This is a genomic window from Mycobacterium sp. ENV421 (assembly GCF_002887815.1).
GTDB lineage: Bacteria > Actinomycetota > Actinomycetes > Mycobacteriales > Mycobacteriaceae > Mycobacterium.
This window is the reverse complement of sequence record NZ_PDHO01000026.1, coordinates 15,377-42,256: the sequence shown is the minus strand read 5'-3', so window position 1 is coordinate 42,256 and position 26,880 is coordinate 15,377. Positions and strand designations below refer to the sequence as shown.

Below are 26,880 nucleotides of genomic sequence, written 5' to 3'. Positions count from 1 at the left end.
ATGATGGCCCATGCGCTATGTCGTTACCGGCGGTACCGGGTTCATCGGACGTCGGGTCGTAGCCCGGCTGCTCGACAGTCACGATGACGCACAGGTGTGGACGTCGACCGACGACCGGCCGGAGCGAGCCGACCATGTCATCAACTGCCGGATTGCCGAGACTGAGTCGGCCGTGGCGGTCGCCCGCGAACTCGGCGCGACGCTGCATCAACTGTCCTCGGTCGCGGTGGCCGGCGACTTCCGGGGCGAGTTCACCGAGGACGATTTCGACGTCGGCCAGCAGCTGCCCACCCGCCGTCACAGGGCGGCATTCGAGGCGGAGCAGCGGGTACGGTCCTCGAATACACCATTCCGCATCTACCGAGCGGGGGTGGTCGTCGGCGACTCACGCACCGGCGAAACCGACCGGATCAGCGGGCCGTATCACCTCTTCGGGCCGCTGGCTCGACTGGCCGCACTGCCGTCGTTCACGCCGATACTTCTGCCGGACCTCGGTCGGATCAACGTCGTCCCGGTCGACTATGTCGCCGCCGCGATGGTGGAACTCATCCATGCCGAGGGCCGCGACGGGCAGACGTTCCACCTGACCGCCGCCGAGTCGGTGAGCCTGCGCCAGATCTACCGGAGCGTGGCCCGCGGCGCCGGACTGCCGCCATTGCGCGGCAGCCTGCCCCGCCAGGTGGCCCAGCCGCTGCTCGCCGCGCGCGGACGGGCGAAAGTGTTGCGGGACATGGCGGCAACGCAACTCGGCGTGCCGCCCGAGGCCATCGACACTCTGCAGACCACCGCCGTGTTCGGTTCGGACGCCACACGAAAGGCATTGCTCCCCAGCGGGATCGAACCGCCGGCGTTCTCCGCCTACGCCCCGGTGTTGTGGCGGTACTGGGCCCAGCGCCTCGACCCCGAGCGCACCGGCTCCGACTCCGGGACACCGCTGGCCGGCAGACACGTGATCATCACCGGCGCGTCCAGTGGCATCGGCCGCGCCTCTGCCGTGGCGGTGGCGGCCCGCGGTGCCACCGTGTTCGCGTTGGCGCGCAACGGTGAAGCGCTGCACGAGTTGGTCGACGAGATCACCGCCGACGGCGGGCGGGCTTTCGCCTTCAGCTGCGATGTCACCGACACTGAATCGGTCAACACGACGATCGCCGAGATACTCGGCCGGTTCGGCCACGTCGACTACCTGGTGAACAACGCGGGCCGCTCGATCCGCCGATCGGTGACCGCCTCGACCGACCGGCTGCACGACTACGAACGGGTGATGGCGGTCAACTATTTCGGCGCGGTGCGAATGGTGCTGGCGCTGCTGCCGCACTGGCAGGCGCGCCGGTTCGGCCACGTGGTCAACGTGTCCAGCGCCGGTGTGCAGGCCCGCAACCCCAAGTACAGCTCGTACCTGCCGACCAAAGCGGCGCTCGATGCTTTCACCGATGTAGTGGCCTCGGAAACGTTGTCGGACAACATCACCTTCACCACGATCCACATGCCGCTGGTGAAGACGCCGATGATCGCGCCCTCGGGCCGGCTGAACCCGGTGCCGCCGATCAGCGCCGAACACGCGGCCGCGATGGTGGTCCGCGGACTGGTGGACAAGCCGGTCCGGATCGACACCCCGCTGGGGACGCTGGCCGACGCCGGCCAGTATTTCACCCCGAAACTGGCCCGCCGGGTCCTGCACCAGCTTTATCTGGGCTACCCCGACTCGCCCGCCGCCCGCGGCGAGGGTCGGCGCCCGGCTGCCAACGGTCCGCGCCTGCCGGTGATCCGGCTTCGCGCACCGCGCCCGGTCAAACAAGTCGTGCGCCTGGTACCCGGCGTGCATTGGTGAACTCAGTCAGTTCATAGCGACAATCCAACGGCGGACCCGGTGGGCACTTAGGCTGACCGCATGGGGACGGGCTGGCAGCTATTGGAGCGGCCGGCCAAGCACGAGGTCATCAGGGCCGCGCTGGCAGACAGCGAAGCTTCCGGGGTGGTGATCACCGGCGCGGCCGGGGTCGGCAAGACGACGTTGGCCCGGTCGGTCACCTCCGCCCTGCCGGGCCGCGCCCGATGGGCCGCCTGCACCACATCGTCGAGCAGCATCCCGCTGGGCGCGTTCGCGCAGTGGGTCACGCCCACCGAAGCGCGGGATCCGATCGAGCTCCTGGTCTCGGCACGCCAGTCCCTGCTGGCCGACGGTCCAACGGTGATTGGTGTGGACGACGCGCACCTACTCGACCAGCTGTCGGCCACGCTGCTGCACCAGATCGCCGTCGAACGCACCGGGTCGATCGTCGCGACGGTCCGCAGCGGGGAACCCGTCCCCGATTCGGTGATGACGCTGTGGAAAGACGGCTACCTGCACCGTATCGACCTGGAGCCGTTCAGCCGGGAGGAGTGCATCGCCCTGGTCGAGTCGGTGCTCGGCGGCACCCTGGAGGAGCTCAGCGCCAACGTCATCTGGTCACAGTCGGGCGGTAACCCGCTGTTCCTGCGGCACATGGTGGAGGCGGCGCTGGAGGCCGGCACCCTGAGCGAGGTCAAGGGCGTCTGGCAGCTGCGCGGGGCGACGACGGTGTCGTCCGGTCTCGCGACCCTGTTGGAAAGGCGCTTCGACCATGCCGACCCCGATGCGGTGACCGCGCTGCGACTGCTGTCGCTGTGCGAGCCGCTGGACCTCGACGCCCTGGTGGAACTGGCCGGGGAGCAGGCGATCGACGCCGCCGAAAAGGCCCAGCTGATCCGGATCGACCGGGACGGCCCGACGCTGGCCGCACGCATCAGCCATCCGCTCTACGGAGATGTCATACGGCGGCAGATCGGAACGGCATCGGCGCGGATACTGCGCGGCCGGATCGTCACCGCGCTCAACCGGCGGAAGCCGACATCGGTGGCCGGGCGGATCAGGCTCGCGGAGCTCTATCTGGACAGCGACCAGACCGCCGACACCGGGCTGTTGGTCGCCGCGGCCAAGGACGCTGTGTCGCTGGCCAACGCACCGCTGGGAGAACGGTTGGCCCGCACCGCATTCGAACGCGAAGGTGGGATGCGACCGGCGCACCTGCTGTCACGGGCGCTGATGTGGCAGGGCCGGCCGGCCGAGGCCGACGAGATCTTGGCCCGGTTCGACCCCGACGACCTCGACGAGGGTCAGCTGCTGCTGTGGGGCGTTCCGCGGGCCTCGATCGTGTTCTGGTCACTCGGTGAGGTCGCGCGCGCCTACGAGGTGATGGAGTTGCTGCGGAGCCGGGTCACCCATCCGGTCCTGCGGCCGATGGTCGACGCGGCCGACGCCGCGTTCACGATCTTCGAGAACAAGCTGCCCGAAGGTCTGGCCAAAGCCGAGGCGGTGCTATCCGATCCGGTGGCTCCCGAACAGGCGGTCGAGACCGCCGCCTTCGCGGCCGGGATGGCGATGCCGCTGGCCGGACGCGGCGATGAGTTCACCGCGATCATGGCGCGCTGCTTCGACACCCAGAAGTCGACCGATGGTCTGATCCGGATGCTCGCCCGATATGGCGAGGTGCTGGCGCTGGTGCACACCGGCGAACTCGACAAAGCCGAAACACAGGCCGCGAACTACGCCGAGTTCTCCTCGTCAGGAGAGTTTCTCGGCTGGGCGATCGCCAAGACGATGTCCGGTTTGGTGGCGACCTACCGGGGTCGGTTCGCCGACGCGATTCCGACGCTCGAGCAGGCGATGGCGGCGTTCAACGCGGAGAACTCGCTGCCGTGGCGGTTGCCCGGCCGGCTGTTGCTGGCCCGCGCCTATGCCGGCCTGGGCAGCGCCGATGACGCCGAGCGGGTGCTGGCCGAGGCCGCCGAGCACGTCGGCCCCTCGGTCGCACTGTTCGACCCTCAGGTGATGGTCACCAAGGCGTGGATCGCCGCGGCCCGGGGCGGGGGGCGGCGCGCCATCGAACTGGCCCGCGCGGCCGCCGACGCCGCACACCGCAGCGGGCAGCTGGCGGTGGAGGCCGAGGCATTGCACGACGCGGCCCGTTTCGGCGACCGCAGGCTCGCGAATCGGCTGCAGTCGCTGGTGGCGGGTGTCGATGGTCCACTGCCGCAGCTGTATGCCCGTCACGCCGCAGCGGTGGCGGACTCCGACGGCGACGCGCTGGACGCGGTGAGCGTCGAGTTCGAACGCGCCGGACTGCTGCTGTCGGCCGCCGACGCCGCCGCGCAGGCGGCCGCGAGCCATAAGCAGCGCCATGACCGCCGCAGGGAGATCGAATCTGTAACGCGGGCAATGCGTTTGGTCGCCCTGTGCGGTGGCGCCTCATCCCCCGCGATTCGGGCCGCGGCGCGGCCGCTGCCGGTGACCGCGCGTGAACTCGAGGTCGCCGAGTTGGTTGCGGCCGGGCTGTCGAACCGCGAAATCGCCAAGCGGCTGTCAGTTTCGGTACGCACCGTGGAGGGACACGTGTACCGGGCATGCCTGAAACTCGGTGTGTCCGATCGTGATGGGCTGGCCGCCATCATCCGACCACGCGGTACGCGCGATCCGCTGAGTTGATGCCCGGGCAGGTATCGTTACCGCGGTGAGCGTCGGGGATGACCAGCCTACGGCCCTGCCCGTTTTCGCCGATGTGGACACCGGCGTCGACGACGCGATGGCACTGGTGTACCTGCTGGCAAGCGCCGATGCCGACCTCGTCGGGATCGCCTCCACCGGTGGCAATGTCGACGTGGATCAGGTGTGCCGCAACAACCTCGGGTTACTCGAGCTGTGCGGAGCACCCGAGATCCCGGTGTCCCGGGGCGCGGACCAACCGCTGAGCACCGCGCTGCGCACCGCCGAGGACACTCATGGCCCAGCCGGGTTGGGCTATGCCGAACTGCCCCTGCATCAACGCGAACTCACCAGCTATGACTCGGCCGAAGCCTGGGTCCGCGCCGCCCATGCCCTACCCGGGGAGCTCATCGGTCTGGTCACCGGGCCGATGACAAACCTCGCACTGGCGGTGCGTGATGAACCGAACCTTCCGTCGCTGTTGCGCCGGCTGGTGATCATGGGCGGGTCGTTCGACTACCGCGGCAACACCACGCCGGTTGCCGAGTGGAACATCAGCGTCGACCCGGAGGCCGCGGCCGAGGTGTTCGATGCGTGGGGGCGGGCCGCGGATGCCGATACGATTGCCCCGCATCAGCTTCCGATCGTGTGCGGGTTGAACCTGACCGAGAACATCGCGCTGACACCGAAGATCCTGAGCCGCCTTGCCGCCGCGGCGGACACCGCCACCACCGCGATGAGTGTGCTTGACGCGCGGGGCACCCGGTCGACGGCCGAGAACCACGTGATCCGCGCGCTCGAGGATGCGATGCGGTTCTATTTCGAGTTCCACTTCGACCAGGGCGAGGGCTATCTGGCGCATCTGCACGACCCACTGGCGGCGGCGGTGGCACTCGATCCCGGGCTGATCCAAACCCGCGCGACGACCGTGGATGTAGAGCTCACCGGAACGCTGACCCGCGGCATGACGATCGCGGACTGGAGCCGGCGGTGGGGCAGGGAACCCAACGCGCACGTCGGCGTCGGGGTCGATCCCGAGGCGTTCTTCGACCGGTTCATCGAGCGGGTGGGCCCGTTCGCGCGGCGGCTGACTCATTCGTAGACCCCCTCCAGATACCACCGGCGCTGCCGGTAACACAGCAGCAGCGCGACACCGGGTTGGCCGTCCACCAGCACCTGAGCGCGTGCCGTGCGGCCGGCCCTGGACTGGTGGCTGTTGTCCCACCACCGTTCGTCCACCGACCACGGCCCGGCCCACCAGCTCAGTGCACCCTGGTAGTGGTGGCCCGCACCGTCCAATCGCGCGGGCTCGGCCGTGAACATCCCGCGGCCGGTGACCCGGACCGGATTGCCCTGGGCATCAAGCAATTCCACCGGATCATCCAGGATCACCACCGGCGCGGGCTCAGGGAGCCGGCCGGGCCACGGCCGGTCGGGGGCGGCCCTGGGCACCAGCTCGTCACCGAGCGGGGTCAACGTGATGCGCTCGGCGGGACCACGGCCACCGGACAACACCGGGAGTTGAACGGCTTCCTGCCCCAGTAAGCCCTGCACCCGCACCAGCGCCCGGCGTGCCCGCAGCCGATCCTCTTCTCCAACGCCGCCCCACAGCGGCAACTGAAGCGCTTCCGCGGAAACAACTTCCACCGGCTGCAGCCGCAGCATCGTCACCGGCGAGTTCGGGCGATCGTCGGGTCTGCGCTTGTTGAGCCAGCCGTCGAGCTGCCAGCGCACCCGATCGGCGGTGGCATCCTCGGTCAGCGGTTCGGCGCAGCGCCATACCCGGGTCAGCTCACCGCCATTCGCCGTGACGGCATGGATGGCCAGCCTGGTGCATCCCACACCGGCCGCCTCCAGGCTGCGATGCAGAGCGCCGGCCAGCGTCCGCCCGGCGAATGCCGCTGCGTCAACCCGGTCGACCGGCGGGTCGCAATTCAGTACCGCATCCAGGTCGGCAGCCGGCTCACGGCCGGACGGCCCGCGTACCGGTTCTCCGCGGGCGAAGCGGTGCGCGGCCACCCCGTCGGCCCCGAACCGGGAAGCGACATCGCTGCGCGACAATTCCGCGAACTGACCGAGGTTGCGAATACCCATGCGCCACAACAGGTCAGCCAGTTCCTCCCGGCCGGGACCGGACAGGCTGGGCTCGCCGGACAGCTGACGGATGGACAGCGCCGAGAGGAATCTGGCATCCCCGCCGGGCTCGAGCACCCTACCTGCGCGGGCCGCGAAGACCGCCGTCGGAAGCTGATCGGCGATCCCCACCTGACATTCGGCACCGGCCGCGGCAACGGCGTCGACCAAGCGCTCAGCGGCAGCGGGTTCGGAGCCGAAGTAGCGGGCCGCGCCGCGAACTCCCAACACCAGCAGTCCCGGCCGCAGCACCTCGGCGCGGGGTACCACCTCGTCGACCGCCGCCGTCACCCCTTCGAAGTAGCGGGCGTCGCGGGCCGGGTCGGCGGTGACCACGTGCAGCTGCGGGCAGCGGGCTTGCGCCTCGCGCCGGCGCAAGGTGCGACGCACCCCGGCGGCGCGGGCGGCGGCCGAGCAGGCGATGACCCGGTTGGCCAGGGTGACCGCGACCGGGGCCGTCGCCGGCAGTCCGGCCGCCGCGGCCGCGGCGACCGCCGGCCAATCCATGCACCAGATCGCCAGCACCCGGCCGGTCATGTCAGCTCACCCTGGACCGGGCGGCGCGACCGTGCGCCCTGACCGACAGCCGTACCCGACTGATACGGCCACAGCCTGACACCGGGGCATCGCCACGACCCGCGGTGATCTCATAACCGCGCACCCGCGCGTCAAGACGCATCGTCGCGCCTTGCCAGTCCCCCCGGGCAACCAGCAGAGTGCAACCTTTCTGGCGAGCCCGGGCCACCACCGCCCGCGCCCGGGTGGCGGTCACCGTCCGGCCGGCCAGCCCGAGCACAACCAGATCCATCCCGTCCATCAACACCGCGGCAACCTCGACGGGGTCGGTGCCGGGGTCCGGGATCATCGCCAGCCTGCTCAGATCCGCACCCATCTCCACCGCGGCCAGCAGACCGAAATCCGGCAGTCCGACGACGGCCACATGTCCCCCGCCTGCCGTGACCGCCGCCGCCACACTCACCGGAAGCGAGAGCGCTCCCGACGCCACTGCGACAGCGCCGCGCGGCAACCCCGCCGGCAGCTGTTCGGCCAGCGATTCGGGGACCGGCAGCAAACTTTCAGAGGTAGGAATGACCTCATCCGCCACATCCGTAACAGGTCGGGTGACGCCCACCTTCCCGGATACCGCCGCCATCTTGCGTCGCAGTTGTTCTAGCTGCTCAGCACGGTTGAGCTGACGTTTATCCAGGGCAATCGCCGCCGTCATCGGCCACCTCCAACCGCAATCCCGATTCACTGTGTTCGAATGTATGTTCGATAGTCCGAGTAAACACCTACCCACCGACAGCGTCAAGGCGGAAATCTCCCGGCTGTGCACCCAAGCCGACGGTGGTGACGCGGCCGAAATCGCACCTGGCACGATGCAGGGCATGACGATCAACCGCGAACAAGCCGACAAGGTGGCCAACGGAGCCGGCTTCATCGCCGCGCTCGACCAGAGCGGCGGTAGCACCCCCAAGGCGCTCAAGCTCTATGGCATCGCCGAAGACGCCTACTCCGGTGACGAGCAGATGTTCGACCTCGTGCACGAGATGCGCACCCGGATCATCACCAGCCCGAGCTTCAACGGCGACCGGATCATCGCGGCCATCCTGTTCGAGATGACGATGGACCGCGAGGTCGACGGCCGCCCCACCGCCGACTATCTGTGGAACGTCAAAAACGTCGTGCCGATCCTCAAGGTCGACAAGGGTCTGGCCGCCGAAGAAGACGGTGCTCAGGTGATGAAGCCCATCGACGGCCTGGACGCGCTGCTCTCCCGCGCGAAGGACAAGGGCATCTTCGGCACCAAGATGCGCTCGGTCATCAAGCTGCCCGGCGGTGGCCTGGACGCGGTGGTCGAGCAGCAGTTCGCGATCGCTCACCAGATCCTCGGCGCCGGACTCGTGCCGATCATCGAACCCGAGGTCGACATCCACAGCCCGGAAAAGGCTGCGGCCGAAAAGCAGCTCAAGTCCGCGATCATCAGCCACCTCGGTGCCCTCGGTGACGATCAGCAGGTGATGCTCAAGCTCACCCTGCCCGACACCGACGATCTCTACCACGAGCTGGTCGAGCACCCCAAGGTGATGCGGGTTGTCGCACTGTCCGGCGGCTACAACCGCACCGATGCCTGCGAGCGCCTGGCCCGCAACCACGGTGTCATCGCCAGCTTCTCCCGGGCACTGACCGAGGGGCTGACCGCACAGCAGAGCGACGACGAATTCGACAAGACCCTGGATGAGGCGATCGCCGAAATCGCCGCCGCCTCAGCGACTTAGATTTCACGTTGAGATAGCGCTGAGAGCGACGGCCCCGGCCGAAGATCGCACTCGGCGCTATTTCACTGTCGGGTCATGAAATGCGGCGATGCCGAGGCTGAATCACTCCCATTCGATGGTGCCGGGAGGCTTGCTCGTCACATCGAGCACCACCCGGTTCACCTCAGGCACCTCGTTGGTGATGCGCGTCGAGATGCGTTCCAGCACCTCATAGGGCACCCGCGTCCAGTCCGCGGTCATCGCGTCCTCGCTGGACACCGGCCGCAGCACGATCGGATGACCGTAGGTACGTCCGTCGCCCTGCACGCCGACCGAGTGGACATCGGCCAGCAGCACCACCGGACACTGCCAGATCTGGCGGTCCAGACCGGCCGACGTCAGCTCCTCGCGGGCGATCAGGTCGGCCCGGCGCAGGGTGTCCAGCCGGGCCGCCGTCACCTCACCGACGATCCGGATACCCAGCCCGGGACCCGGGAAGGGTTGGCGGCCAACGATGTCCTCCGGCAGGCCGAGCTCGCGCCCCACCGCCCGCACCTCGTCCTTGAACAGCAGCCGCAACGGCTCGACGAGCTTGAACTTCAGGTCGGCGGGCAGGCCGCCAACATTGTGGTGGCTCTTGATGTTTGCCGTTCCCGTTCCGCCACCGGACTCGACGACGTCGGGATACAGCGTGCCCTGCACCAGGAATTCCACCGGATGACCGTCGGAGTCGTTCTCGGCGAGCAGGTCTCGCACCGAACCCTCGAACGCTCGGATGAACTCCCGGCCGATGATCTTGCGCTTGCCTTCCGGGTCATGCACACCCGCCAACGCCTGCAGGAACCGTCCCTCGGCATCCACGGTCACCAGGCGGGCGCCGGTGGCGGCCACGAAATCCCTTTGCACCTGCTCGCGTTCACCGGAACGCAGCAATCCATGGTCGACGAACACGCACGTCAGCCGGTCGCCGATGGCGCGTTGCACCAGTGCGGCGGCCACCGCGGAATCGACACCGCCGGACAGCCCGCAGATGGCCTTGCCGTCGCCGATCTGCTCGCGCACCTGCTCGATCAGGCTCTCGGCGATGTTGGCCGGAGTCCAGCTCGCACCGATGCCGGCGAACTCGTGCAGGAACCGGCTGAGCACCTGCTGCCCGTGCGGAGTGTGCATGACTTCCGGGTGGTATTGCACCCCGGCCAGCCGACGGGCACGGTCCTCGAAGGCGGCGACGGGGGCACCGGAGCTGGCGGCCACCACCTCGAACCCCTCCGGCGCCGAGGTGACGGCGTCGCCGTGGCTCATCCACACCGGCTGTGAACCGGGCAGACCCGAATGCAGCTCCCCGCCAAGCACTTCCATTTCGGTGCGACCGTACTCACTGGTGCCGGTGTGAGCGACGGTGCCGCCGAGCACCTGGGCCATGGCCTGAAAGCCGTAGCAGATCCCGAACACCGGCACATCGAGGTCGAAGACAGCCGGATCGAGTTGCGGGGCGCCGTCGGCATACACGCTGGCCGGTCCGCCGGAGAGCACGATGGCCTGTGGATCCTTGGCCTTGATCTCTTCGACGGTCGTGGTGTGCGGGATGACCTCGGAGAAGACCCGGGCTTCCCGGACCCGACGGGCGATCAGCTGGGCGTACTGCGCGCCGAAATCGATCACCAACACAGGACGAGGCGAGGGGGATGTCACGCATAGAGTCTAGTGCGCCGGACGGCCCGACCCCCCGGCAGGCGCAGGTGGCGTTCGGCCGGCGAGGGCCCAGGTCACAGGACCACTGGGGCCGCCCGGCCGGGTCGGCGCCGCGGCAACCGGGCCCAGCACCGGCGGCGCCACTTCTAGCAGCTTTGCGCCGGACCAGGAATGTTCTCGGGTAAGAACGGGAATGGACAGCGGGGGGATCGACAAAGGAGACCGCGGGTGCTGGGACTGCCAGACGAGGTACATGCTTGCTTGTTCGACCTCGACGGCGTCTTGACCGACACAGCCCGGGTGCACACCCGCGCCTGGAAGTCGATGTTCGACAGCTACCTCGAACGACGCGCGCAACGCGCGCACACCGCGTTCGTGCCATTCGACCCTGCGCAGGACTACCGCACCTACATCGACGGCAAGAAACGCCAGGACGGTGTGCGCTCATTCTTGGCGAGTCGCAACATCGATCTGCCCGACGGCGACGAGTCCGACCCGTCCACCGCCGAGACGGTCAACGGGCTGGGCAACCGCAAGAACGCGTTGTTCCAGCAGATCCTGCAGAAGCAGGGTGTGGAGGTGTTCGACGGCTCGCGGCGCTACCTCGAGGCCGTGCATGCCGCGGGAATTCCCGCGGCGGTGGTGTCCTCCAGCGCCAACACCGAACAGGTCCTCCGGATCACCGGCCTGGACCGTTTTGTCCAGCAGCGGGTCGACGGAGTCACGATCCGTGACGAGAACCTGCGCGGCAAGCCCGCGCCCGATTCGTTCCTGCGCGGCGCCGAGCTTCTCGACGTCAAGCCGGCGAACGCTGCGGTGTTCGAGGACGCCCAGGCCGGTGTCGCGGCCGGCCGGGCCGGGAACTTCGGGTTCGTCGTCGGCGTCGATCGTTTGGGACAGGCTGATGCGTTGCGGCGCAACGGCGCCGACATCGTCGTCACCGATCTCGCAGAGTTGCTCGACTCCAAATGATCAGTGGCGAAGCGTTTCCCATCGAGCCCTGGCAGGTGCGGGAAACCCATCTGGATCTCGATCAATTGGCACAATCGGAGTCACTGTTCGCATTGTCGAACGGGCACATCGGCTTTCGCGGCAATCTCGACGAAGGTGAACCATTCGGGATCCCGGGGACCTATCTGAACTCCTTCTACGAGACCCGGCCGCTGCCTTACGCCGAATCCGGCTTCGGTTACCCCGAGGATGGCCAGACGATCGTCGACGTCACCAACGGCAAGATTCTGCGACTCCTCGTCGACGACGAGCCCCTCGATGTGCGATACGGCGACCTCGACGAGCACGAGCGAATCCTCGATCTGCGCGCGGGAACGCTGACTCGCCGCGTGCTGTGGCGATCACCGGCGGGCAAGCAGATCCGAATCGTGTCGACGCGACTGGTGTCGCTGGTCCAGCGCTCGGTGGCGGCGATCGAGTACGTGGTCGAGGCGCTCGACGAATTCACCCGTGTCACTGTGCAATCCGAGCTGGTGGCCAACGAGGACCAACCGGAGCAATCCGGCGATCCGCGGGTGTCGGCGGTACTGAAGCATCCGTTGGAGGCGATCCAGCACGAGGTCTCCGAAGAGGGGTCGCTGCTGGTGCACCGCACCAAAGCGAGCAAGCTGATGATGGCTGCCGCGATGGATCATCTGGTCGAGGTCCCCGGCCGGGTGGAGATCGACGCCATCGCGCACCAGGACATCGCCCGCACCACCGTCATCTGCGGGCTCCGACCCGGCCAGAAGCTGCGGATCGTGAAGTTCCTGGCCTACGGCTGGTCGAGTCTGCGGTCTCGCCCCGCGCTGCGCGACCAGGTGGCCGGCGCACTGGCCGGAGCGCGCTATACCGGCTGGGAGGGTCTGGTGCAGACGCAGCGGGACTATCTCGACGAGTTCTGGGACTGCGCCGACGTCGAGGTCGAGGGCGATCCGGACGTTCAGCAGGCGGTGCGGTTCGGTCTGTTCCATGTGATCCAGGCCAGCGCCCGTGCCGAACGACGGGCGATCCCCGGCAAGGGTCTGACCGGACCGGGCTACGACGGCCACGCGTTCTGGGACACGGAAGGTTTCGTGCTCCCCGTACTGACCTACACCAAGCCGGAGGCGGCCGCCGACGCGCTGCGCTGGCGTTCCTCGATCCTGGGTCTGGCCAAGAAGCGTGCCGAGCAGCTCGACCTTCGGGGCGCGGCGTTCCCGTGGCGGACGATTCGCGGGGAGGAGTGTTCGGCCTACTGGCCGGCGGGTACCGCAGCGTGGCACGTGAACGCCGACATCGCCATGGCGTTCGAACGGTATCGGACGGTCACCGGGGACCACTCCCTGGAAAAGGATTGTGGACTGGCGGTTCTCGTCGAGACCGCCCGCTTGTGGATGTCGCTGGGACACCACGATCGCGACGGTGTCTGGCATCTCGACGGCGTGACCGGACCCGATGAGTACACCGCCGTGGTGCGCGACAACGTGTTCACCAATCTCATGGCCGCACATAACCTTCGGACCGCCGCCGACGCCTGCAACCGCAATGCCGAAACCGCATACGAAATGGGCGTCAGCACCGAGGAGACGGCGGCATGGCGCAATGCCGCCGACAACGCCCATATCCCGTACGACGACCAGCTCGGCGTACACCAGCAATGCGAGGGTTTCACCCGGCTGCGGGAATGGAACTTCACCGACGACACCGTCTATCCGCTGCTGCTGCATCAACCGTACGTCCGGCTCTACCCCTCCCAGGTGATCAAGCAGGCCGACCTCGTGCTGGCCATGCAGTGGCAGAGCCATGCGTTCACCGATGCGCAGAAGGCCCGCAATGTCGACTATTACGAGCGGCGCACGGTGCGCGACTCGTCACTGTCGGCCAGCACCCAAGCCGTCATGTGCGCCGATGTCGGGCACCTGGAGCTGGCCCACGATTACACGCAGGAAGCGGCGCTGATCGATCTTCGCGATCTGCACCGCAACACCCGCGACGGTCTGCACATGGCCTCACTGGCCGGAACCTGGACGGCGCTGGTCGCCGGATTCGGCGGTCTTCGCGACGACGAACACATCTTGTCGCTGGATCCTGCACTGCCCGAGGAGATCTCCCGACTGAAGTTCGGGTTGCACTGGCGCAAGTACCGGCTCACCGCCGATATCAGCCACGACGAGGTCACCTACACGCTGCGCGACGGGCCCGACGGGCAGCTCACCATCCGGCACGCCGGCGACGAGCTGACGTTGAACACCCGCAACACGACCACCGTGCCGCTGCGGACCCGTCGCGCCCTGCTTCCCACTCCCGAGCAACCGCCGGGCCGGGCGCCGCGCCGGCACATTGCGGAGTGAGCCGCTACGCCCCGGTGTTGATCGGCTCGATCGGCAGGTTGCGCAGACCGCCGGGCGCGTGGGTCGGCACCACCGGATTCTTGGGCGCGATCGGCGCGAGGCGCCGATAGGGCTGTCCCTGCGCGGGGCGCAGATCCTCTTCACCCTTGTTGGGCCACAACGACGTTGCCCGCTCGGCCTGGGCGGTGATGGACAGCGACGGATTGACGCCGAGGTTGGCCGACACCGAGGCGCCGTCCATGACGTGCAGCGTCGGGTAGTTGTACACCCGCTGATAGGGGTCGATGACGCCGTTCTCGGGGCTCTCGCTGATTGCCGCACCGCCGAGGAAGTGTGCAGTCAGCGGAATGTTGAACAATTCGCCCCAGGTGCCGCCGGCCACTCCGTCGATCTTCTCCGCGACACGGCGAGTCACCTTGTTGCCCACCGGAATCCAGGTCGGGTTGGGTTCGCCGTGACCCTGCTTGCTGGTCATCCGCCGTCTGCCGAACGCACCGCGCTTGGTGTAGGTGGTGATCGAATTGTCCAGGTGCTGCATGACCAACGAGATCATGGTGCGCTCACTCCAGCGGCGCGGGCTGAGCATCCGGATCATGCCCTTCGGGTCCTCGGCGGCGTTGTCGAGCAACTGCTTCCAGCGCGGCACGTCGCTGCCCTCGGGTCCCGGCCCGTCGGTCATCAAGGTCTGCAGCAGGCCCATCGCATTGGAGCCCTTGCCGTACCGGCACGGCTCGACGTGGGTGTCCGGGCTGGGATGTATCGAGGACGTGATCGCCACCCCGTGGGTGAGGTCGAGGTCGGGCCGGGCCTCCAAACGTCCTGCGCCGACGATCGATTCGGAGTTGGTCCGGGTCAGCACCCCGAGCTTGTCCGACAGCTTGGGCAGCGTGCCGGTGTCGCGCATCTTGAACAGCAGCTTCTGGGTCCCCCAGGTGCCAGCCGCCAGGATGACCTGGTTGGCGGTGAACGTGCGGCGGCCCTTGCGCGCCACCCGCCCGGTACGCACGGTCTTGATCTCCCAAACCCCGTCGGGCCGCTGAGCGAATCCGGTGACGGTGGTCATCGGGAAGACCTGGGCGCCAGCCTTTTCCGCCAACCCGAGGTAATTCTTGACCAGAGTGTTCTTGGCGCCGTGGCGGCAGCCGGTCATGCATTCGCCGCATTCGATGCACCCGGTGCGCGCCGGCCCGACACCACCGAAGTACGGGTCGGGCACGGTCTTACCGGGGGTCTTCTCGCCGTCGACCCCGAAGAACACCCCGACCGGGGTGGGGGTGAACGTGTCGCCGACCCCCATCTCGTCGGCCACTTCCTTCATGATGCGGTCGGCGTCGGTGAAGGTCGGGTTCTTGACGACGCCCAGCATCCGCTGGGCCTGGTCGTAGTGCGGCATCAATTCGGCGCGCCAGTCGGTGATGTGCTTCCACTGCGGGTCGTTGAAGAACGGGTCCGGCGGCACGTACAGGGTGTTGGCGTAGTTGAGCGATCCGCCGCCGACGCCCGCGCCGGCCAGGATCATCACGTTGCGCAACAGGTGGATGCGTTGGATGCCGTAGCAACCGAGCCGCGGCGCCCACAGGAATTCCCGCAGTCGCCAGGAGGTCTTGGCGAACTCATGGTCGGCGTAGCGGCGGCCCGCTTCCAGAACGCCGACCTTGTAGCCCTTCTCGGTGAGGCGCAGCGCGCTGACGCTGCCGCCAAAACCCGAGCCGATGATGAGAATGTCGAAATCCGGCGCCATACAAACCAGTATGAACTTACCGGCGGGTAACAAGCTAGCGAGGTGCGCCTAAGTCAGCGAACAGACACAAACTCGGGCGATTTCGAGGCGAGATGCCAGAGTTTGTGTCTGCTCGCGCGTACAGGGGCGGGTTATCCCCAGGCCAACGAACGCGTGACTGCCTCAGCTGCGCTTCGCGCACCACGATGCCGACCATGCCCGACGTCCGCCATATGGTTCCACCTGCCAGCCTGGCTACAACGGCGCAGTTGCTCAGCGTGATGAGCAGGCAGCAACTCGACACGCAGATACAGCGGGGCAAGCTCATCCGCGTGTGGTCAGGCGTCTATGCGACCCACAAACCGACGACCAGGGATCGGCTCGCTGCCCTGGATCTCCTGATGAGGCACGAGGCCGTCGCATGCCTGGGCACCGCCGCGGCACTGTACGGCTTCGATACGGAAGCGACCAGCGCGGTGCACATACTCGACGACGGCACCAGGATGCGTCCAACCGTCGGCCTCATGGTGCATCAGCGCACCGGAGCACCCATCCGGAGGATCGCGGGTCGGCTGGCGACCACGCCAGCATGGACAGCTGTCGAGGTCGCGAGGCAGCTGTCACGACCTCGCGCTTTGGCGACGCTTGACGCGGCCTTGCATTCGTCGTGGTGCACCCCGACCGACCTGGCTCGCGTCGTAGATGAACAACGAGGCCGGCGCGGAATCGTGAAGGTACGCGAGCTTTTCGAAGTCGCCGACGGCCGGGCCGAGTCGGCAATGGAAAGCGAAGCGCGCTTGGTGATGCTTGACCACGGATTGCCTGCGCCAGAACTGCAGTACGAGATAGAGGGCCGCGATAGCCAACGCTGGCGAGTTGACTTCGCGTGGCCGGACGCACGGGTGGCGGCCGAATACGACAGCGTTGAATGGCATGCGGGGCGTGATGAAATGCTCAGAGACAGAGCGCGATTCGCTGGGATTCAGGAACTCGGCTGGGTCATGATCCCGATCGTCAGTGCCGACGTTCGCCAGCAACCTGCCCGGCTCGCCAATCGCATCGCGTTCCACCTCGGCGCGTAACGGCCAGCAGACACAAACTCAGGCGATTGTGCGCGAAAAAGTACAAGTTTGTGTCTGCTCGCGAGAGAACAAGCCTCAGCGGCCGACGGTCAGGCCGACCTTCTGGAATTCCTTGAGATCGCAATACCCGGCCTTGGCCATCGACCGGCGCAGGCCACCGACCAGGTTGAGCGAACCGAACGGGTCGTCGGAGGGTCCGTTGAGCACCCGGTCCAGCGACGGCCGCTCCCCCGCGGCGATCTGCAGCAGGGCGCCGCGCGGCAGCGACGGGTGCGCCGCCGCCACCGGCCAGAACCAGCCGTCGCCGAGGGCCTCGGCGGATTCGGCCAACGGGGTGCCGAGCACGACCGCGTCGGCGCCGCAGGCGATGGCCTTGGCGAGGTCACCCGAGGTGTGGATGTCGCCGTCGGCCAGGACGTGGACGTAGCGCCCGCCGGTTTCGTCGAGGTACTCCCGCCGAGCCGCGGCCGCGTCGGCGATGGCCGTCGCCATCGGCACGCTGATGCCCAGCACCTCGTCGCTGGTGGTCACCCCGAACGTCGAGCCGTAGCCCACGATCACGCCGGCGGCGCCGGTACGCATCAGGTGCAACGCGGTGCGGTGATCCAGTACCCCGCCGGCGACGACGGGAATGTCGAGCTCGGAGATGAAGGTCTTCAGGTTCAGCGGTTCGCCGTCGGAGGCCACCCGCTCGGCGGAAATGATCGTGCCCTGGATCACCAGGAGGTCGATGCCGGCCTGCACGAGTGCGGGCGTCAGTGCTTGTGCGTTCTGCGGGCTCACCCGGACCGCGGTGGTGACGCCGGCGTCGCGGATCCGGGACACCGCCGCACCGAGCAGCTCGGGGTCCAGCGGCGCGGCGTGCAACTGCTGCAGCAGGCGGATCGCCGCGGACGGCTCGGGCTCCTTATCGGCGGCCTCGATAACCTCCCTGATCTTGGCCTCGACGTCGGCATGGCGGCCGATCAGGCCTTCACCGTTGAGCACCCCGAGCCCGCCGAGGCGGCCGAGTTCGATGGCGAATTCCACCGACACCAGCGCATCGGTGGGATGGGCCACCACGGGTATCTCGAACCGGTAGGCATCCAGCTGCCACGCCGTGGAGACATCCTTCGACGACCGGGTGCGCCGGGACGGAACGATGTTGATCTCGTCGAGTTCGTACGTGCGGCGGGCAGTTCTGCCCATGCCGATTTCAACCATGTCGCGCACAGCTTGACCCCTAGCGGGCGTAGTAGTTGGGGGCTTCGACCGTCATGGTGACGTCGTGCGGGTGGCTCTCCTTGAGACCCGCGGCGGTGATCCGGACGAACTGCGCCTGCTGCAGTCCCTCGATGCCGGAGGCGCCGGTGTAACCCATGGCGGCGCGCAGGCCGCCGGTGAGCTGGTGGATGACGGTGGCCAGCGGACCGCGGAACGGCACCCGCCCCTCGATGCCCTCCGGCACCAGCTTGTCCTCGCTCAACACGTCGTCCTGGAAGTAGCGGTCCTTGGAGTAGCTCCGCCCGGTGGATCCGGCCGCACCCCGGCCCTGCATCGCGCCCAGCGACCCCATGCCGCGGTAGCTCTTGAACTGCTTGCCGTTGACGAAGATCAGATCGCCGGGGGCCTCGGCGGTGCCGGCCAGCAGCGAGCCCAGCATCGCCGTCGACGCGCCCGCCGCCAGCGCTTTGGCGATGTCACCCGAATACTGCAGACCACCGTCGGCGATCACCGGCACACCGGCCGGCCTGCACACCGCGGTGGCCTCCAGAATCGCCGTGATCTGTGGTGCCCCGACGCCGGCCACCACCCGGGTGGTGCAGATCGATCCCGGACCCACACCGACCTTGACCGCGTCGGCGCCGGCCTCGACCAGAGCCGCGGCGCCGCTGCGGGTCGCGACGTTGCCACCGACGATCTCGACCCGATGCCCCACCTCGGCCTTGAGCTTGCCGACGGTGTCGAGCACCCGGCGGTTATGGGCGTGCGCGGTGTCGACGATCAGCACGTCCACACCGGCGTCGACCAGGGCCATCGCCCGGTCCCACGCGTCGTCACCGACGCCGACGGCCGCGCCGACCAGCAGTCGGCCATCGCTGTCCTTGGTGGCCAGCGGGTGCTGCTCGGTCTTGACGAAGTCCTTGACGGTGATCAGACCGGTGAGCCGCCCATGCCCGTCGACAATGGGCAGCTTCTCAATCTTGTTGCGCCGCAACAGACCCAGTGCGGCGTCGGCGGTCACGCCCTCTTGGGCGGTGATCAGCGGAGCCTTGGTCATCACTTCGGCGACCGGCTTGTTCATGTCGACTTCGAAGCGCATGTCGCGGTTGGTGATGATGCCAACAAGTGAGCCCTTCGAGTCAACGACAGGCAGACCCGAGATACGGAACCGGGCGCACATCGCATCGACTTCGGCCAGCGTGTTGTCCGGCGAGCACGTCACCGGGTCGGTCACCATGCCGGCCTCGGACCGCTTGACCATCTCCACCTGTCCGGCCTGCTCGGTGATGGACAGGTTGCGGTGCAGTACGCCCATGCCGCCCTGGCGGGCCATCGCGATCGCCATCCGGGCCTCGGTCACGGTGTCCATCGCGGAGCTGACCAGCGGCACCTTGAGCCGAATCTTCTTGGTCAGCTGGCTCGACGTGTCGGCGGTGGCCGGCACCACGTCGGAGGCGGCGGGCAGCAGCAGCACATCGTCGAACGTCAGACCCAGCATCGCGATCTTGTTGGGGTCGTCGCCGCCGGTGGGAACCGATTCCCCCAGCAGGGCATTCAGATGCGCGGTCAAGCCGTCGATGCGGCCGGTGCTGCCTTCGGCAATGGTCATCGGTGAGGCCCCCATCAGTGGCGGAATGTGGACACCATCCTATCGGCTCACGGTCACGTTCCCTGGCGCGATACCCGCCGCGTTACGTAGTGTGGAGCCGTGCGCGACCACCTCCCACCAGGCCTGCCACCAGATCCGTTCGCCGACGACCCCGCCGACCCGTCGGCCGCGTTGGATGCGCTGGAACCGGGTCAACCCCTGGATCCCCAGGAGCGCGCCGCGGTCGAGGCCGATCTGGCAGATCTGGCTGTCTACGAGGCCCTGCTGGCGCACCGCGGCATCCGCGGCCTGGTCGTCTGCTGCGACGAATGCCAGCAAGACCACTACCACGACTGGGATATGTTGCGCGCCAACCTACTTCAGTTGCTGGTCGACGGAACGGTCCGGCCGCACGAGCCCGCATACGATCCCGAGCCGGACGCCTACGTCACGTGGGATTACTGCCGCGGATATGCCGACGCCTCACTCAACGAAGCGACGTCGGACTACGACGGCTTCCGCTGAGCTACCCGCCGAAGCTGGGCAGCTTCGGCAATTGCGGTAACGCAGGCGCCTGCGGCATCGGGAACATCATCGTGGTGGTCATCACACCACCCGGCGACTGCATCCGCGGGGCCTGAATGGCCGTCGACGGAATCGACGCAATGGTCTGAGGCACCGTCGCCGTGGCCGTCGCGGTCGCCGCTACGGACGGTGCGACCGACGCCGAGGACTGCTCCACCACGGCCGACGATGTCGCCGCCGCGGCCGGGGATTGCGGGGCCGCCGGGGTCGTTGTCGCCGCGGCCGGCGACTGGGCAGCCGAACTGGGGCTCGACGTCGTACCGGCCAGCGTGGTGGTGGTTGTGGTCGTCGTCGGCAACCTGGTCGTGGTCGTGGTCGTCGTCGCGCTCGTCGGCGTAGTGGGTGCCGTCGTGGGTGCCGTTGTGGTCGGCTGTGTCGTCGTGGTCGGCGCGACGGTCGTCGTCGACGGAGCCGTCGTGGTGGTCGACGGATCAGTCTGCTCGACCGACGAGGTCGGGGTCTCCGACGTCGACGGGCCGAACGTGCCGGTCCCGTCGGGTGTCGTCGAGATCGTGATCGACGGCAGACCCGGAACGCTGGTCGGCGGCACCTCGGGCCCATCAGTCGGGGTGATCACGGCCGGGACGAGCTCGGGCGCCGACGCCGGAACGGTGTAGGTGATACCCGGCGGCACCGTCGCCTCCGGATCCTTCTGCACGACCTTCGCCGAGAGCTGATTCCACTGCTCGAGGACCTGCTGCTTCTCCGGCTGGTCAGCCACTGCGCTCACCTGGCTGTTGACCTCGACCAGCTTGGCCTGGGCCTGCTGCCAGTCGCCCTGGGCGACCAACTGCTGCACCTGCTGGAGCTGCTCCTTGGCCGAAGCCAGAGCCACCTGGTCGTCGCGCACCTGGGTGGGCGCACCGAACAGCCACGACCGCAGTCCGTACAGCGCGTCACCCGGTCCGGCACCGGCCACGACCGCGCCGAAACCGCCGAGGGCCAGCACACCGGCGGCTGCCGCACCGACGATGCTCAGCCCGCGCCGGCTGCGTCCGCTGCTCTGCTTCTCCGCCAGCCCGGCGCGCAGTGCCGTGACGGCGTCACGCTCGGTGATCAAGCCGGTCGCCGGCGGCCAGCGCATCTCGTCGCGCCACCCACCCAGCAGATCGGCGAGTTCGGCGTCGGCCCGATCTTGCGGCGCCACCGGATGCCCCGACGCCAAAGCGTCGATGAACCGCTCGCTGGCCAGAATGGCGTCCAGCGACGGGTCGTCGTTGCGGGAAGATCGTCCGAAGTCAGGCATAGCCGTTACCTGCCGCGGTGATCTCATTCTTGAGCTTGGCCAACGCGCGGTGCTGGGCGACGCGCACCGCCCCGGGTGTGCTGCCGACAGCGTCGGCGGTCTCCTCGGCGGACAACCCGACCACGATGCGCAGCATGAGGATTTCACGCTGCTTCTCGGGCAGGATCTCCAGCAACTTGGTCATCCGCGCGGCGGAATCCGACTGCATCGCCATCTGCTCGGGCCCTGCGTCGAGCGAGAACCGCTCCGGCACCACCTCGGTGGGATCGGATCGGTTACGGGCCGCGGCGCGATGCGCGTCGGCGACCTTATGGGCAGCGATGCCGTACACGAAGGCCAGGAAGGGGCGACCCTGATCCTGGTAGCGCGGCAGCGCCTGGATGGCGGCCAAGCAAACCTCCTGAGCGACGTCGTCGGCGGAGAGACCGACCCGCTCCGTGGCCCCGAGGCGAGCCCGGACATAACGAACCACGATGGGGCGGATGGTCTCCACAACTTCCCGGAGGGCATCCCGGCTGCCGGCCACTGCCTCAGCAACGGCGGCGTCGAGACGTTCTCCTGGAATTGTCATCGACGGCGATATCTCCAACGTTACGTTCGGGACGCTTCCCGGCAGCCATTCAGCTAGACAATATCGGCCCGGCCTGTCGATCGGGCGTTAGCCGCGGCTCCATCGGCCGCCGCGCCGCGTGATAAGGCCAGCACAGTCATCTCGGATGGCCGAGACCTGCTGTGACGTAAGCGATGCACTACCGATATCGATGAGCAGACACGCCAGCGCCCACCGCAGCGGAACCAGACCGTAGGTCTCGGTGTCGCGCAACGCCGCATCCGCCACCGTACGGGCGGGCTCCAGCGCCCCGGCACAGCACAGCGCCGCGGCGAGCACCACATCGCTTTTGACCCGATGCCGTCGCAGGGCGGGCGATGCCTGCTCGGCAATCTCGATCCCGCGCCGCGCGTGCCGCACAGCCTCCTCGCCACTTCCACCGGCCATCGCCAGTTCAGCGCGCACCCACTGCAGGCGAACAGCCAGCCGCGGCACCCCGGACCCACCCGTCAGCTCGCCGGCCCGCTCGAGTAGCCGTGCCGAGGTCGCAAGCCTGCCCACTCCCAGAGCGTCGGCGGCCAAACCGACGATCGCGTCGGCACAGGCCTGCGCGGCCATCGGATGATCCCCGGCGGTCTGCGCCAGCGCCAGCGCGCGGCCATCCCAGCCCGCCGCCGACCGGTGCCCGCCGAGTTGGCGCAGCAACGACGCCTCGGTACTCGACGCCAGCGATGCGAACGCCCCGGCGGCGTCCCGACGCCGCAGTTCGGCGAGATCCGCGCGCGCAGTGCTGTAGCGGCCCTGGCCGGCGGCGGCGACCGCCCGATGCCAGAGCTGTTCGGGTGTGTCCCCGGCGGGCAGCGGCCAGCAGTCGGGGTGGTCGCCGAAGGCGGCGGCGGTCAGTGCGGAGACGTCCATCTGACCCGGCACGCTATCAACCGCCGACGAAGAAGATCTCAGTTAACAGTTCATGGTCGCTGTGTTACAGCTGTGTTTACTGCCTATTGAGCGCCAGGAATTCAGCTGCCGATACGGAGGGCGCCGTACTGCGCAAATCACGAAACCATCACGATCGACGTGCATCGGATAGCACGCCGCCCGGCGACGGTGGGTCGCAATGATGAACGTGATGTAAATTCTCGAGCTGCGATTATGTGATTGCGCACATCGCATGGCTATTGACGCGCTTTGCAACGCGCCCCTAATTTGTGATCACGAGTAGTCACCGGCGACAGTGCTCAGATCGGTTCCACAACTCACGCATATTGAAAGATGTGCGGAGAGAGGGGTTTTCCAATGCCACAGCCGCAGCAGCTACCTGGCCCGAACGCAGACATCTGGGATTGGCAGATGCAGGGCGTCTGTCGAGGTGTCGATTCGTCGATGTTCTTCCACCCCGACGGGGAACGTGGCCGCGCCCGCGCCCAGCGTGAGATGCGCGCCAAGGAAATGTGCCGGAGTTGCCCGGTGATTGCCCAATGCCGTTCGCATGCGCTGGCTGTCGCCGAACCGTACGGCATCTGGGGAGGTTTGAGCGAAGCGGAACGCGAGTTGTTGCTCAAGCGCGGAATTCGCCGGACCGCCTGATTTCCAGCAAACGTGTGAAGAGGCCCACCCACTTCCGGGGTGGGCCTCTTTCTCACTGAGCGCCCGCCGCCAGCCACTGTTCGAACGTCGTCGGGGCGATCCGCGCGCCCTCGCCAGGCAGAAGGACATTGCCGGCGAACTCGACCCCCTGCGGACCCTCCCAGGTCGGAACCAGCTTCACCGACTTGCCGCGCACGGCATGGGTCCGTCGCGCCATATCCACCAGATCCTGAGTTTCCGGTCCCGCGACGTCGACATGTCGGCCCTGGGGCGCGCCGACCGCGATCTCGGCGAGCACTGCGGCGATATCGTCCGGTGCGATGGGCTGCACGAGCAGCGGCGGGATGAGCGCGACGCCGTCCTGCTCGCTCCAGCCGGCGACCATCGCCGCGAAGTCGTGGAACTGGGTCGCCGGGACGATCGTCCAGGGAACCGGGCCGGCCTCGACCAACTGTTCTTGCGCCACCTTGCCCACGTGATGGGCGGTTCCGGCTTCTTGCCGGTGGATCCCCACGATCGAGAGAAGCACGTGATGACGCACGCCCGCGCGTTGCTCGGCTGCGAGCAGGTTTGTCGTCGTGGTTGCGAAATACTCACGGGTCTCGTCCACGCCCATGGGTGGCGCGCTGATGGCGTCGACCACCGCGTCCACCCCGTTCAGCGCCGCGTCCAGGCCCGCGCCGGTGATCAGGTCGACACCTTCCGACCGGCTGATCCGCACGACCTCGTGCCCGTCGCGTTCGAGAGCCGCGGCGGTGCGAGCACCGATGTTGCCGGTTGCGCCTGCTACCGCGATACGCATGTAAGACCTCCAGTGTCGAGAACGGATACCTGTTGGGTCGAACGCCGCCGTGTTCGCATTCTCATCCCGGTATCACCGGGATCGTGAGCGCCGAGGCGCCCGGCCCCCAGTGCACGACCGCACTCCCCCGCCGGCTCGGTGCGTACCGCGCGGGCAGGTGGCCGAACAGAGGGTTGAACGGTTCGAGGTAGCGCCCGGCGATCAGCAACCGCAACTCGTCGCCGGCCCGAAACAACGTCGAGGAGGCGCTCAGCGCGATGTCGGCGTCGACAACCTCTCCCGGATGCAGCGGCGTGAGGGCGTCCAGGGAGTCTCGCAGCGCCAGCCGCAGCCGCCCGTCGGCGATCCGGTCCCGGCCGTAACCGTAGGACCCCTCGAACGGTACGTACTGCCCGTCGCTCCACTTTTCGACGCCGACGAACAGGTGTGCGTCGTCGGCGCCGTCCAGCGCGATCCGCAGCCGCAGGCGCATCGGGCCGGTGAGCTCGACATCGCGATCGAAGCGGTGCGAGAACGCGATCGCTTGCCTGCGCAGCCGAAACGTCGCGGTCCCGGCGGCCGCGGGTGCCAGCTCGGCCAGCGTTCCGTTGTCGCCGAGATGCAGTGCGGTCCAGCGTGTCCGGTCCAATGGCCACTCGTTCTCGGTGCGCACGCCGACCACGGCGTCCCGGCGCTCGCGGACTTCCAGCCGGACCCGCGGCGGCGCGGGCACGTCGAGGCTGCGCAGGTGACGGTCGAAGAAGGCCGTCTGCGCGCGCTGGGCCTCGTCGCTGTAGAACACGGCCCATTTCCCGCCGCGGTGCGTGTATGCGCTGCGTTCGGCCGAGCCCGCCTGTTCGATCAGTCGCCAGGAACCCTGGCTGTGCAGGTTGTGGTCGGAGAAGCTGGCGCAGGCCAAGATTGGCACCTCGATGTGCGCGAGGTCGGGCGTGATGGACTGCCACCACTCGTCACGCAGCGGATGCCGGCGCCGCTGTTCGCCGATGTCGACCGACAGGCGGGCGACCCGGCGGGTCAGGGCCTGCCAGATCACCGAGAAACCGCGCTCGGGGACGCCGCCCGGTGTCATGAAATCGCGGTAGGCGTCGGTGAACCCTTCCCATGGACAGATCGCCGCGAGATGCGGCGGCTGCAAGGCTGCCGACTTATATTGTGAGAGAGCAAGATACGAGACACCAAGCATTCCCACCCGGCCGTTGGACCAGGGCTGCGTTCCGGCCCACTCGATCAGGTCGTAGGTGTCGCGGGCCTCGTCGTCGGACAGCAGCGTGCCGGTCCCGTCGGAGGTGCCCGCGCCCCGCGCATCGGAGTTGATCACGACATAGCCCCGCGCGACCCATGCCACCGGGTCCGGCGCCTCCCACCCGGTTTCACTCGAAATCTGAAAGGGCGACGGCTGATTCATGATCCGGAATTGGAAGTTGAGCCGCCACCCCCGGCGCGTTCGGCGCGGCAGGGCATCCTTGCCATAGGGGTGCACCGAGAGGATGACCGGGAAGGGGCCCCGGCCGGGTGGGCGATAGACGTTGACGCGCAACGTGACTCCGTCGCGCATCCGAACAGCCACGTCGTGGTCCTTCAGCAGGTCGTCCGGCGCGGGCAGGACGGTCACCGGAGGATGCAGGAAGGTCCGGATCCGACGGCGGGCGTAAGCCGCTGCGCCGGGGCGTCGCCAGGGCCGGTCGTATCGGGGTGCCATGTCAGCTGGGGGGCGCCTCATCCTCATCGGGAGCGCCGACCGTGGCGGGTAGCGGAGGTTGCCCGGGTTGCGGCGCGGGCTGGCGGGCCTTCGTGAGGCGCACGATGAGGTAGACGATCGCACCGGCGACCGCCAGCACCGCCAGCCAGGGCAGCAGCAGACCGAACAGCAGGATCAGGTTTCCGGCGACGGAAACCAGTGTGTCCCAACCCCGTTCGACCTGATCGAAGAATCCTCGATACTCGGTGGGGGCAGGCCCGCCGATCTCCTGGGCGACGAAGGTGACGTCGACGGTGCTGTAGTCGATCTGGTCACCGAGCGCCTGCCGCTGGGCCCGCAGGCTGTCGAGGTCGGCCTGACGTTCCGACAACGCGCTTTCGGCTTTGATCAGTGCGTCAGGGTCCTTGGCGTCGCGCATGATGCCGAGCAGCCGGTCGACCGAGGTCTGCAATGCCGTGATCCGGGCGTCGAGGTCGACGCGCTGGGCGGTGACGTCGTCGGCGCTCACCTGAACGTGCTCGACGGTGCCCAGCGTCTTGAGTTCACGCAGCGTCTCGTCGAGCTTGGCGGCAGGTACCCGTAAGACCACCGTCGAGCGGGCCCGTCCGGTACCGGATCCCGCGTCCTCGGAACGGCTGTCGACGCGACCCTTCGCGTTCTCGACGATGACCGCGGCTTTGTCCGCGGCCTCCGCCGGGTCTGCCACCGAGATGGACATCGATGCCGTCTTGACCACATCTCGCTTGGCCATCGGGGGTTGGCCCGGTGCGTCCTGCGGCATCGGCGCGCCGGCACCCTCGGCCGAACTGACCGACGGAGCGGGCGCGGTCGGTTGGCGCGGATTGGGCCCGGCACACGCTGCGACCGGGCTCAGCGCGGCGATGCCCACGACGGCCAGCGCCGCCACCCGAGCT

At 68.0% G+C, this 26,880-nt stretch carries 21 protein-coding genes; 9 read left to right on the top strand and 12 right to left on the bottom strand.

The window, feature by feature from the left end; translation table 11 throughout:
• Window positions 1-10 precede the first annotated feature (10 nt).
• From CRM90_RS23355 to CRM90_RS23345, 3 genes are read left to right on the top strand one after another with little or no spacing between them, the layout of a single operon-like run.
• Window positions 11-1,828 carry an SDR family oxidoreductase gene (locus CRM90_RS23355; protein WP_102809313.1) on the top strand — a complete coding sequence of 606 codons (1,818 nt, stop codon included), beginning with the start codon at window positions 11-13 and terminating at the stop codon, window positions 1,826-1,828.
• Window positions 1,829-1,888: 60 nt separating this feature from the next.
• Window positions 1,889-4,501, top strand: a complete 2,613-nt coding sequence (locus CRM90_RS23350) for a LuxR C-terminal-related transcriptional regulator (RefSeq protein ID WP_102809312.1) — start codon at window positions 1,889-1,891, stop codon at window positions 4,499-4,501.
• A gap of 25 nt (window positions 4,502-4,526) precedes the next feature.
• The gene (locus tag CRM90_RS23345; protein ID WP_286145656.1) at window positions 4,527-5,600 is read left to right on the top strand and encodes a nucleoside hydrolase; all 1,074 of its coding nucleotides are present in this window, start codon (window positions 4,527-4,529) and stop codon (window positions 5,598-5,600) included.
• Here CRM90_RS23345 and CRM90_RS23340 read toward each other — a convergent pair.
• Together CRM90_RS23340 and imuA' are read right to left on the bottom strand one after the other, a co-directional pair.
• Window positions 5,591-7,168, bottom strand: a complete 1,578-nt coding sequence (locus CRM90_RS23340; protein ID WP_102809311.1) for a DNA polymerase Y family protein — start codon at window positions 7,166-7,168, stop codon at window positions 5,591-5,593. The genes CRM90_RS23345 and CRM90_RS23340 overlap by 10 nt on opposite strands.
• Before the next feature lies 1 nt (window position 7,169).
• Entirely contained in the window at window positions 7,170-7,856 is a 687-nt protein-coding gene (imuA', locus tag CRM90_RS23335) for a DnaE2-dependent mutagenesis accessory factor ImuA' (RefSeq protein ID WP_102809310.1), read from the bottom strand.
• A gap of 154 nt (window positions 7,857-8,010) precedes the next feature.
• On the opposite strand from imuA', the gene CRM90_RS23330 reads away from it, so the two are divergent.
• Complete coding sequence (locus CRM90_RS23330; RefSeq protein ID WP_370508840.1) at window positions 8,011-8,910, top strand: fructose bisphosphate aldolase; 900 nt, start codon at window positions 8,011-8,013, stop codon at window positions 8,908-8,910.
• A 102-nt stretch (window positions 8,911-9,012) separates the two neighbouring features.
• On the opposite strand, the gene guaA is transcribed toward CRM90_RS23330, so the two are convergent.
• Window positions 9,013-10,581 carry a glutamine-hydrolyzing GMP synthase gene (gene guaA / locus CRM90_RS23325; RefSeq protein WP_102809309.1) on the bottom strand — a complete coding sequence of 523 codons (1,569 nt, stop codon included), beginning with the start codon at window positions 10,579-10,581 and terminating at the stop codon, window positions 9,013-9,015.
• Window positions 10,582-10,752: 171 nt separating this feature from the next.
• On the opposite strand from guaA, the gene CRM90_RS23320 reads away from it, so the two are divergent.
• Both CRM90_RS23320 and CRM90_RS23315 read left to right on the top strand, forming a co-directional pair.
• On the top strand, window positions 10,753-11,553 hold the full coding sequence (locus CRM90_RS23320) for a beta-phosphoglucomutase family hydrolase (protein ID WP_102809308.1): 801 nt from the start codon (window positions 10,753-10,755) through the stop codon (window positions 11,551-11,553).
• The gene (locus CRM90_RS23315) at window positions 11,550-13,904 is read left to right on the top strand and encodes a glycoside hydrolase family 65 protein (RefSeq protein ID WP_102809307.1); all 2,355 of its coding nucleotides are present in this window, start codon (window positions 11,550-11,552) and stop codon (window positions 13,902-13,904) included. The genes CRM90_RS23320 and CRM90_RS23315 overlap by 4 nt, the downstream gene beginning before the upstream one ends.
• Window positions 13,905-13,908: 4 nt before the next feature.
• Here CRM90_RS23315 and CRM90_RS23310 read toward each other — a convergent pair whose 3' ends face one another.
• Window positions 13,909-15,645 (bottom strand): GMC family oxidoreductase, encoded by a 1,737-nt coding sequence (locus CRM90_RS23310; protein WP_102809306.1) that lies wholly within the window; start codon window positions 15,643-15,645, stop codon window positions 13,909-13,911.
• 194 nt (window positions 15,646-15,839) lie between these two features.
• On the opposite strand from CRM90_RS23310, the gene CRM90_RS23305 reads away from it, so the two are divergent.
• Window positions 15,840-16,706, top strand: coding sequence for a type IV toxin-antitoxin system AbiEi family antitoxin (locus CRM90_RS23305; protein ID WP_502693307.1), 867 nt, complete (start codon window positions 15,840-15,842; stop codon window positions 16,704-16,706).
• Window positions 16,707-16,781: 75 nt separating this feature from the next.
• Here the strand turns inward: CRM90_RS23305 and CRM90_RS23300 are convergent, their stop codons facing one another.
• Both CRM90_RS23300 and guaB read right to left on the bottom strand, forming a co-directional pair.
• Window positions 16,782-17,909 (bottom strand): GuaB3 family IMP dehydrogenase-related protein, encoded by a 1,128-nt coding sequence (locus CRM90_RS23300; RefSeq protein WP_102809340.1) that lies wholly within the window; start codon window positions 17,907-17,909, stop codon window positions 16,782-16,784.
• Window positions 17,910-17,928: 19 nt separating this feature from the next.
• The gene (gene guaB, locus CRM90_RS23295; RefSeq protein ID WP_286145655.1) at window positions 17,929-19,518 is read right to left on the bottom strand and encodes an IMP dehydrogenase; all 1,590 of its coding nucleotides are present in this window, start codon (window positions 19,516-19,518) and stop codon (window positions 17,929-17,931) included.
• A 99-nt stretch (window positions 19,519-19,617) separates the two neighbouring features.
• On the opposite strand from guaB, the gene CRM90_RS23290 reads away from it, so the two are divergent.
• On the top strand, window positions 19,618-20,022 hold the full coding sequence (locus CRM90_RS23290) for a DUF5319 domain-containing protein (protein ID WP_036340680.1): 405 nt from the start codon (window positions 19,618-19,620) through the stop codon (window positions 20,020-20,022).
• Window position 20,023: 1 nt separating this feature from the next.
• Here CRM90_RS23290 and CRM90_RS23285 read toward each other — a convergent pair whose 3' ends face one another.
• The 3 genes from CRM90_RS23285 to CRM90_RS23275 form a co-directional block, all read right to left on the bottom strand.
• Window positions 20,024-21,328, bottom strand: coding sequence for an anti-sigma-D factor RsdA (locus tag CRM90_RS23285; RefSeq protein WP_158249047.1), 1,305 nt, complete (start codon window positions 21,326-21,328; stop codon window positions 20,024-20,026).
• Window positions 21,321-21,899: a sigma-70 family RNA polymerase sigma factor gene (locus CRM90_RS23280; RefSeq protein ID WP_102809303.1), complete on the bottom strand. Its 579-nt coding sequence runs from the start codon at window positions 21,897-21,899 to the stop codon at window positions 21,321-21,323. Before CRM90_RS23280 ends, CRM90_RS23285 begins: the two co-directional genes overlap by 8 nt.
• A gap of 87 nt (window positions 21,900-21,986) precedes the next feature.
• The gene (locus CRM90_RS23275) at window positions 21,987-22,796 is read right to left on the bottom strand and encodes a hypothetical protein (RefSeq protein ID WP_102809302.1); all 810 of its coding nucleotides are present in this window, start codon (window positions 22,794-22,796) and stop codon (window positions 21,987-21,989) included.
• A 378-nt stretch (window positions 22,797-23,174) separates the two neighbouring features.
• On the opposite strand from CRM90_RS23275, the gene CRM90_RS23270 reads away from it, so the two are divergent.
• Window positions 23,175-23,465: a WhiB family transcriptional regulator gene (locus tag CRM90_RS23270; protein WP_036340684.1), complete on the top strand. Its 291-nt coding sequence runs from the start codon at window positions 23,175-23,177 to the stop codon at window positions 23,463-23,465.
• Between the two features lie 52 nt (window positions 23,466-23,517).
• Here CRM90_RS23270 and CRM90_RS23265 read toward each other — a convergent pair whose 3' ends face one another.
• The 3 genes from CRM90_RS23265 to CRM90_RS23255 all read right to left on the bottom strand — a co-directional run bounded on the left by CRM90_RS23265 (window position 23,518) and on the right by CRM90_RS23255 (window position 26,864).
• On the bottom strand, window positions 23,518-24,267 hold the full coding sequence (locus CRM90_RS23265; protein WP_102809301.1) for an SDR family oxidoreductase: 750 nt from the start codon (window positions 24,265-24,267) through the stop codon (window positions 23,518-23,520).
• Window positions 24,268-24,328: 61 nt separating this feature from the next.
• Window positions 24,329-25,966, bottom strand: coding sequence for a CocE/NonD family hydrolase (locus CRM90_RS23260; RefSeq protein ID WP_233209471.1), 1,638 nt, complete (start codon window positions 25,964-25,966; stop codon window positions 24,329-24,331).
• Between the two features lies 1 nt (window position 25,967).
• The gene (locus CRM90_RS23255; RefSeq protein ID WP_502693308.1) at window positions 25,968-26,864 is read right to left on the bottom strand and encodes a DUF4349 domain-containing protein; all 897 of its coding nucleotides are present in this window, start codon (window positions 26,862-26,864) and stop codon (window positions 25,968-25,970) included.
• Window positions 26,865-26,880: the final 16 nt, after the last annotated feature.

Excerpts from the sequence above, each read along its gene's own strand:
- CRM90_RS23300 (WP_102809340.1), bottom strand. The coding sequence starts at position 17,909 with ATGGTTGAAATCGGCATGGGCAGAACTGCCCGCCGCACGTACGAACTC.
- CRM90_RS23350 (WP_102809312.1), top strand. The coding sequence starts at position 1,889 with ATGGGGACGGGCTGGCAGCTATTGGAGCGGCCGGCCAAGCACGAGGTC.
- CRM90_RS23265 (WP_102809301.1), bottom strand. The coding sequence starts at position 24,267 with ATGCGTATCGCGGTAGCAGGCGCAACCGGCAACATCGGTGCTCGCACC.
- CRM90_RS23285 (WP_158249047.1), bottom strand. The coding sequence starts at position 21,328 with ATGCCTGACTTCGGACGATCTTCCCGCAACGACGACCCGTCGCTGGAC.
- CRM90_RS23315 (WP_102809307.1), top strand. The coding sequence starts at position 11,550 with ATGATCAGTGGCGAAGCGTTTCCCATCGAGCCCTGGCAGGTGCGGGAA.
- CRM90_RS23355 (WP_102809313.1), top strand. The coding sequence starts at position 11 with ATGCGCTATGTCGTTACCGGCGGTACCGGGTTCATCGGACGTCGGGTC.
- CRM90_RS23320 (WP_102809308.1), top strand. The coding sequence starts at position 10,753 with ATGTTCTCGGGTAAGAACGGGAATGGACAGCGGGGGGATCGACAAAGG.
- imuA' (WP_102809310.1), bottom strand. The coding sequence starts at position 7,856 with ATGACGGCGGCGATTGCCCTGGATAAACGTCAGCTCAACCGTGCTGAG.
- CRM90_RS23280 (WP_102809303.1), bottom strand. The coding sequence starts at position 21,899 with ATGACAATTCCAGGAGAACGTCTCGACGCCGCCGTTGCTGAGGCAGTG.
- CRM90_RS23330 (WP_370508840.1), top strand. The coding sequence starts at position 8,011 with ATGCAGGGCATGACGATCAACCGCGAACAAGCCGACAAGGTGGCCAAC.
- guaB (WP_286145655.1), bottom strand. The coding sequence starts at position 19,518 with ATGACCATTGCCGAAGGCAGCACCGGCCGCATCGACGGCTTGACCGCG.
- CRM90_RS23305 (WP_502693307.1), top strand. The coding sequence starts at position 15,840 with ATGCCCGACGTCCGCCATATGGTTCCACCTGCCAGCCTGGCTACAACG.
- CRM90_RS23275 (WP_102809302.1), bottom strand. The coding sequence starts at position 22,796 with ATGGACGTCTCCGCACTGACCGCCGCCGCCTTCGGCGACCACCCCGAC.
- CRM90_RS23340 (WP_102809311.1), bottom strand. The coding sequence starts at position 7,168 with ATGACCGGCCGGGTGCTGGCGATCTGGTGCATGGATTGGCCGGCGGTC.
- CRM90_RS23260 (WP_233209471.1), bottom strand. The coding sequence starts at position 25,966 with ATGGCACCCCGATACGACCGGCCCTGGCGACGCCCCGGCGCAGCGGCT.
- CRM90_RS23270 (WP_036340684.1), top strand. The coding sequence starts at position 23,175 with ATGCCACAGCCGCAGCAGCTACCTGGCCCGAACGCAGACATCTGGGAT.
- CRM90_RS23310 (WP_102809306.1), bottom strand. The coding sequence starts at position 15,645 with ATGGCGCCGGATTTCGACATTCTCATCATCGGCTCGGGTTTTGGCGGC.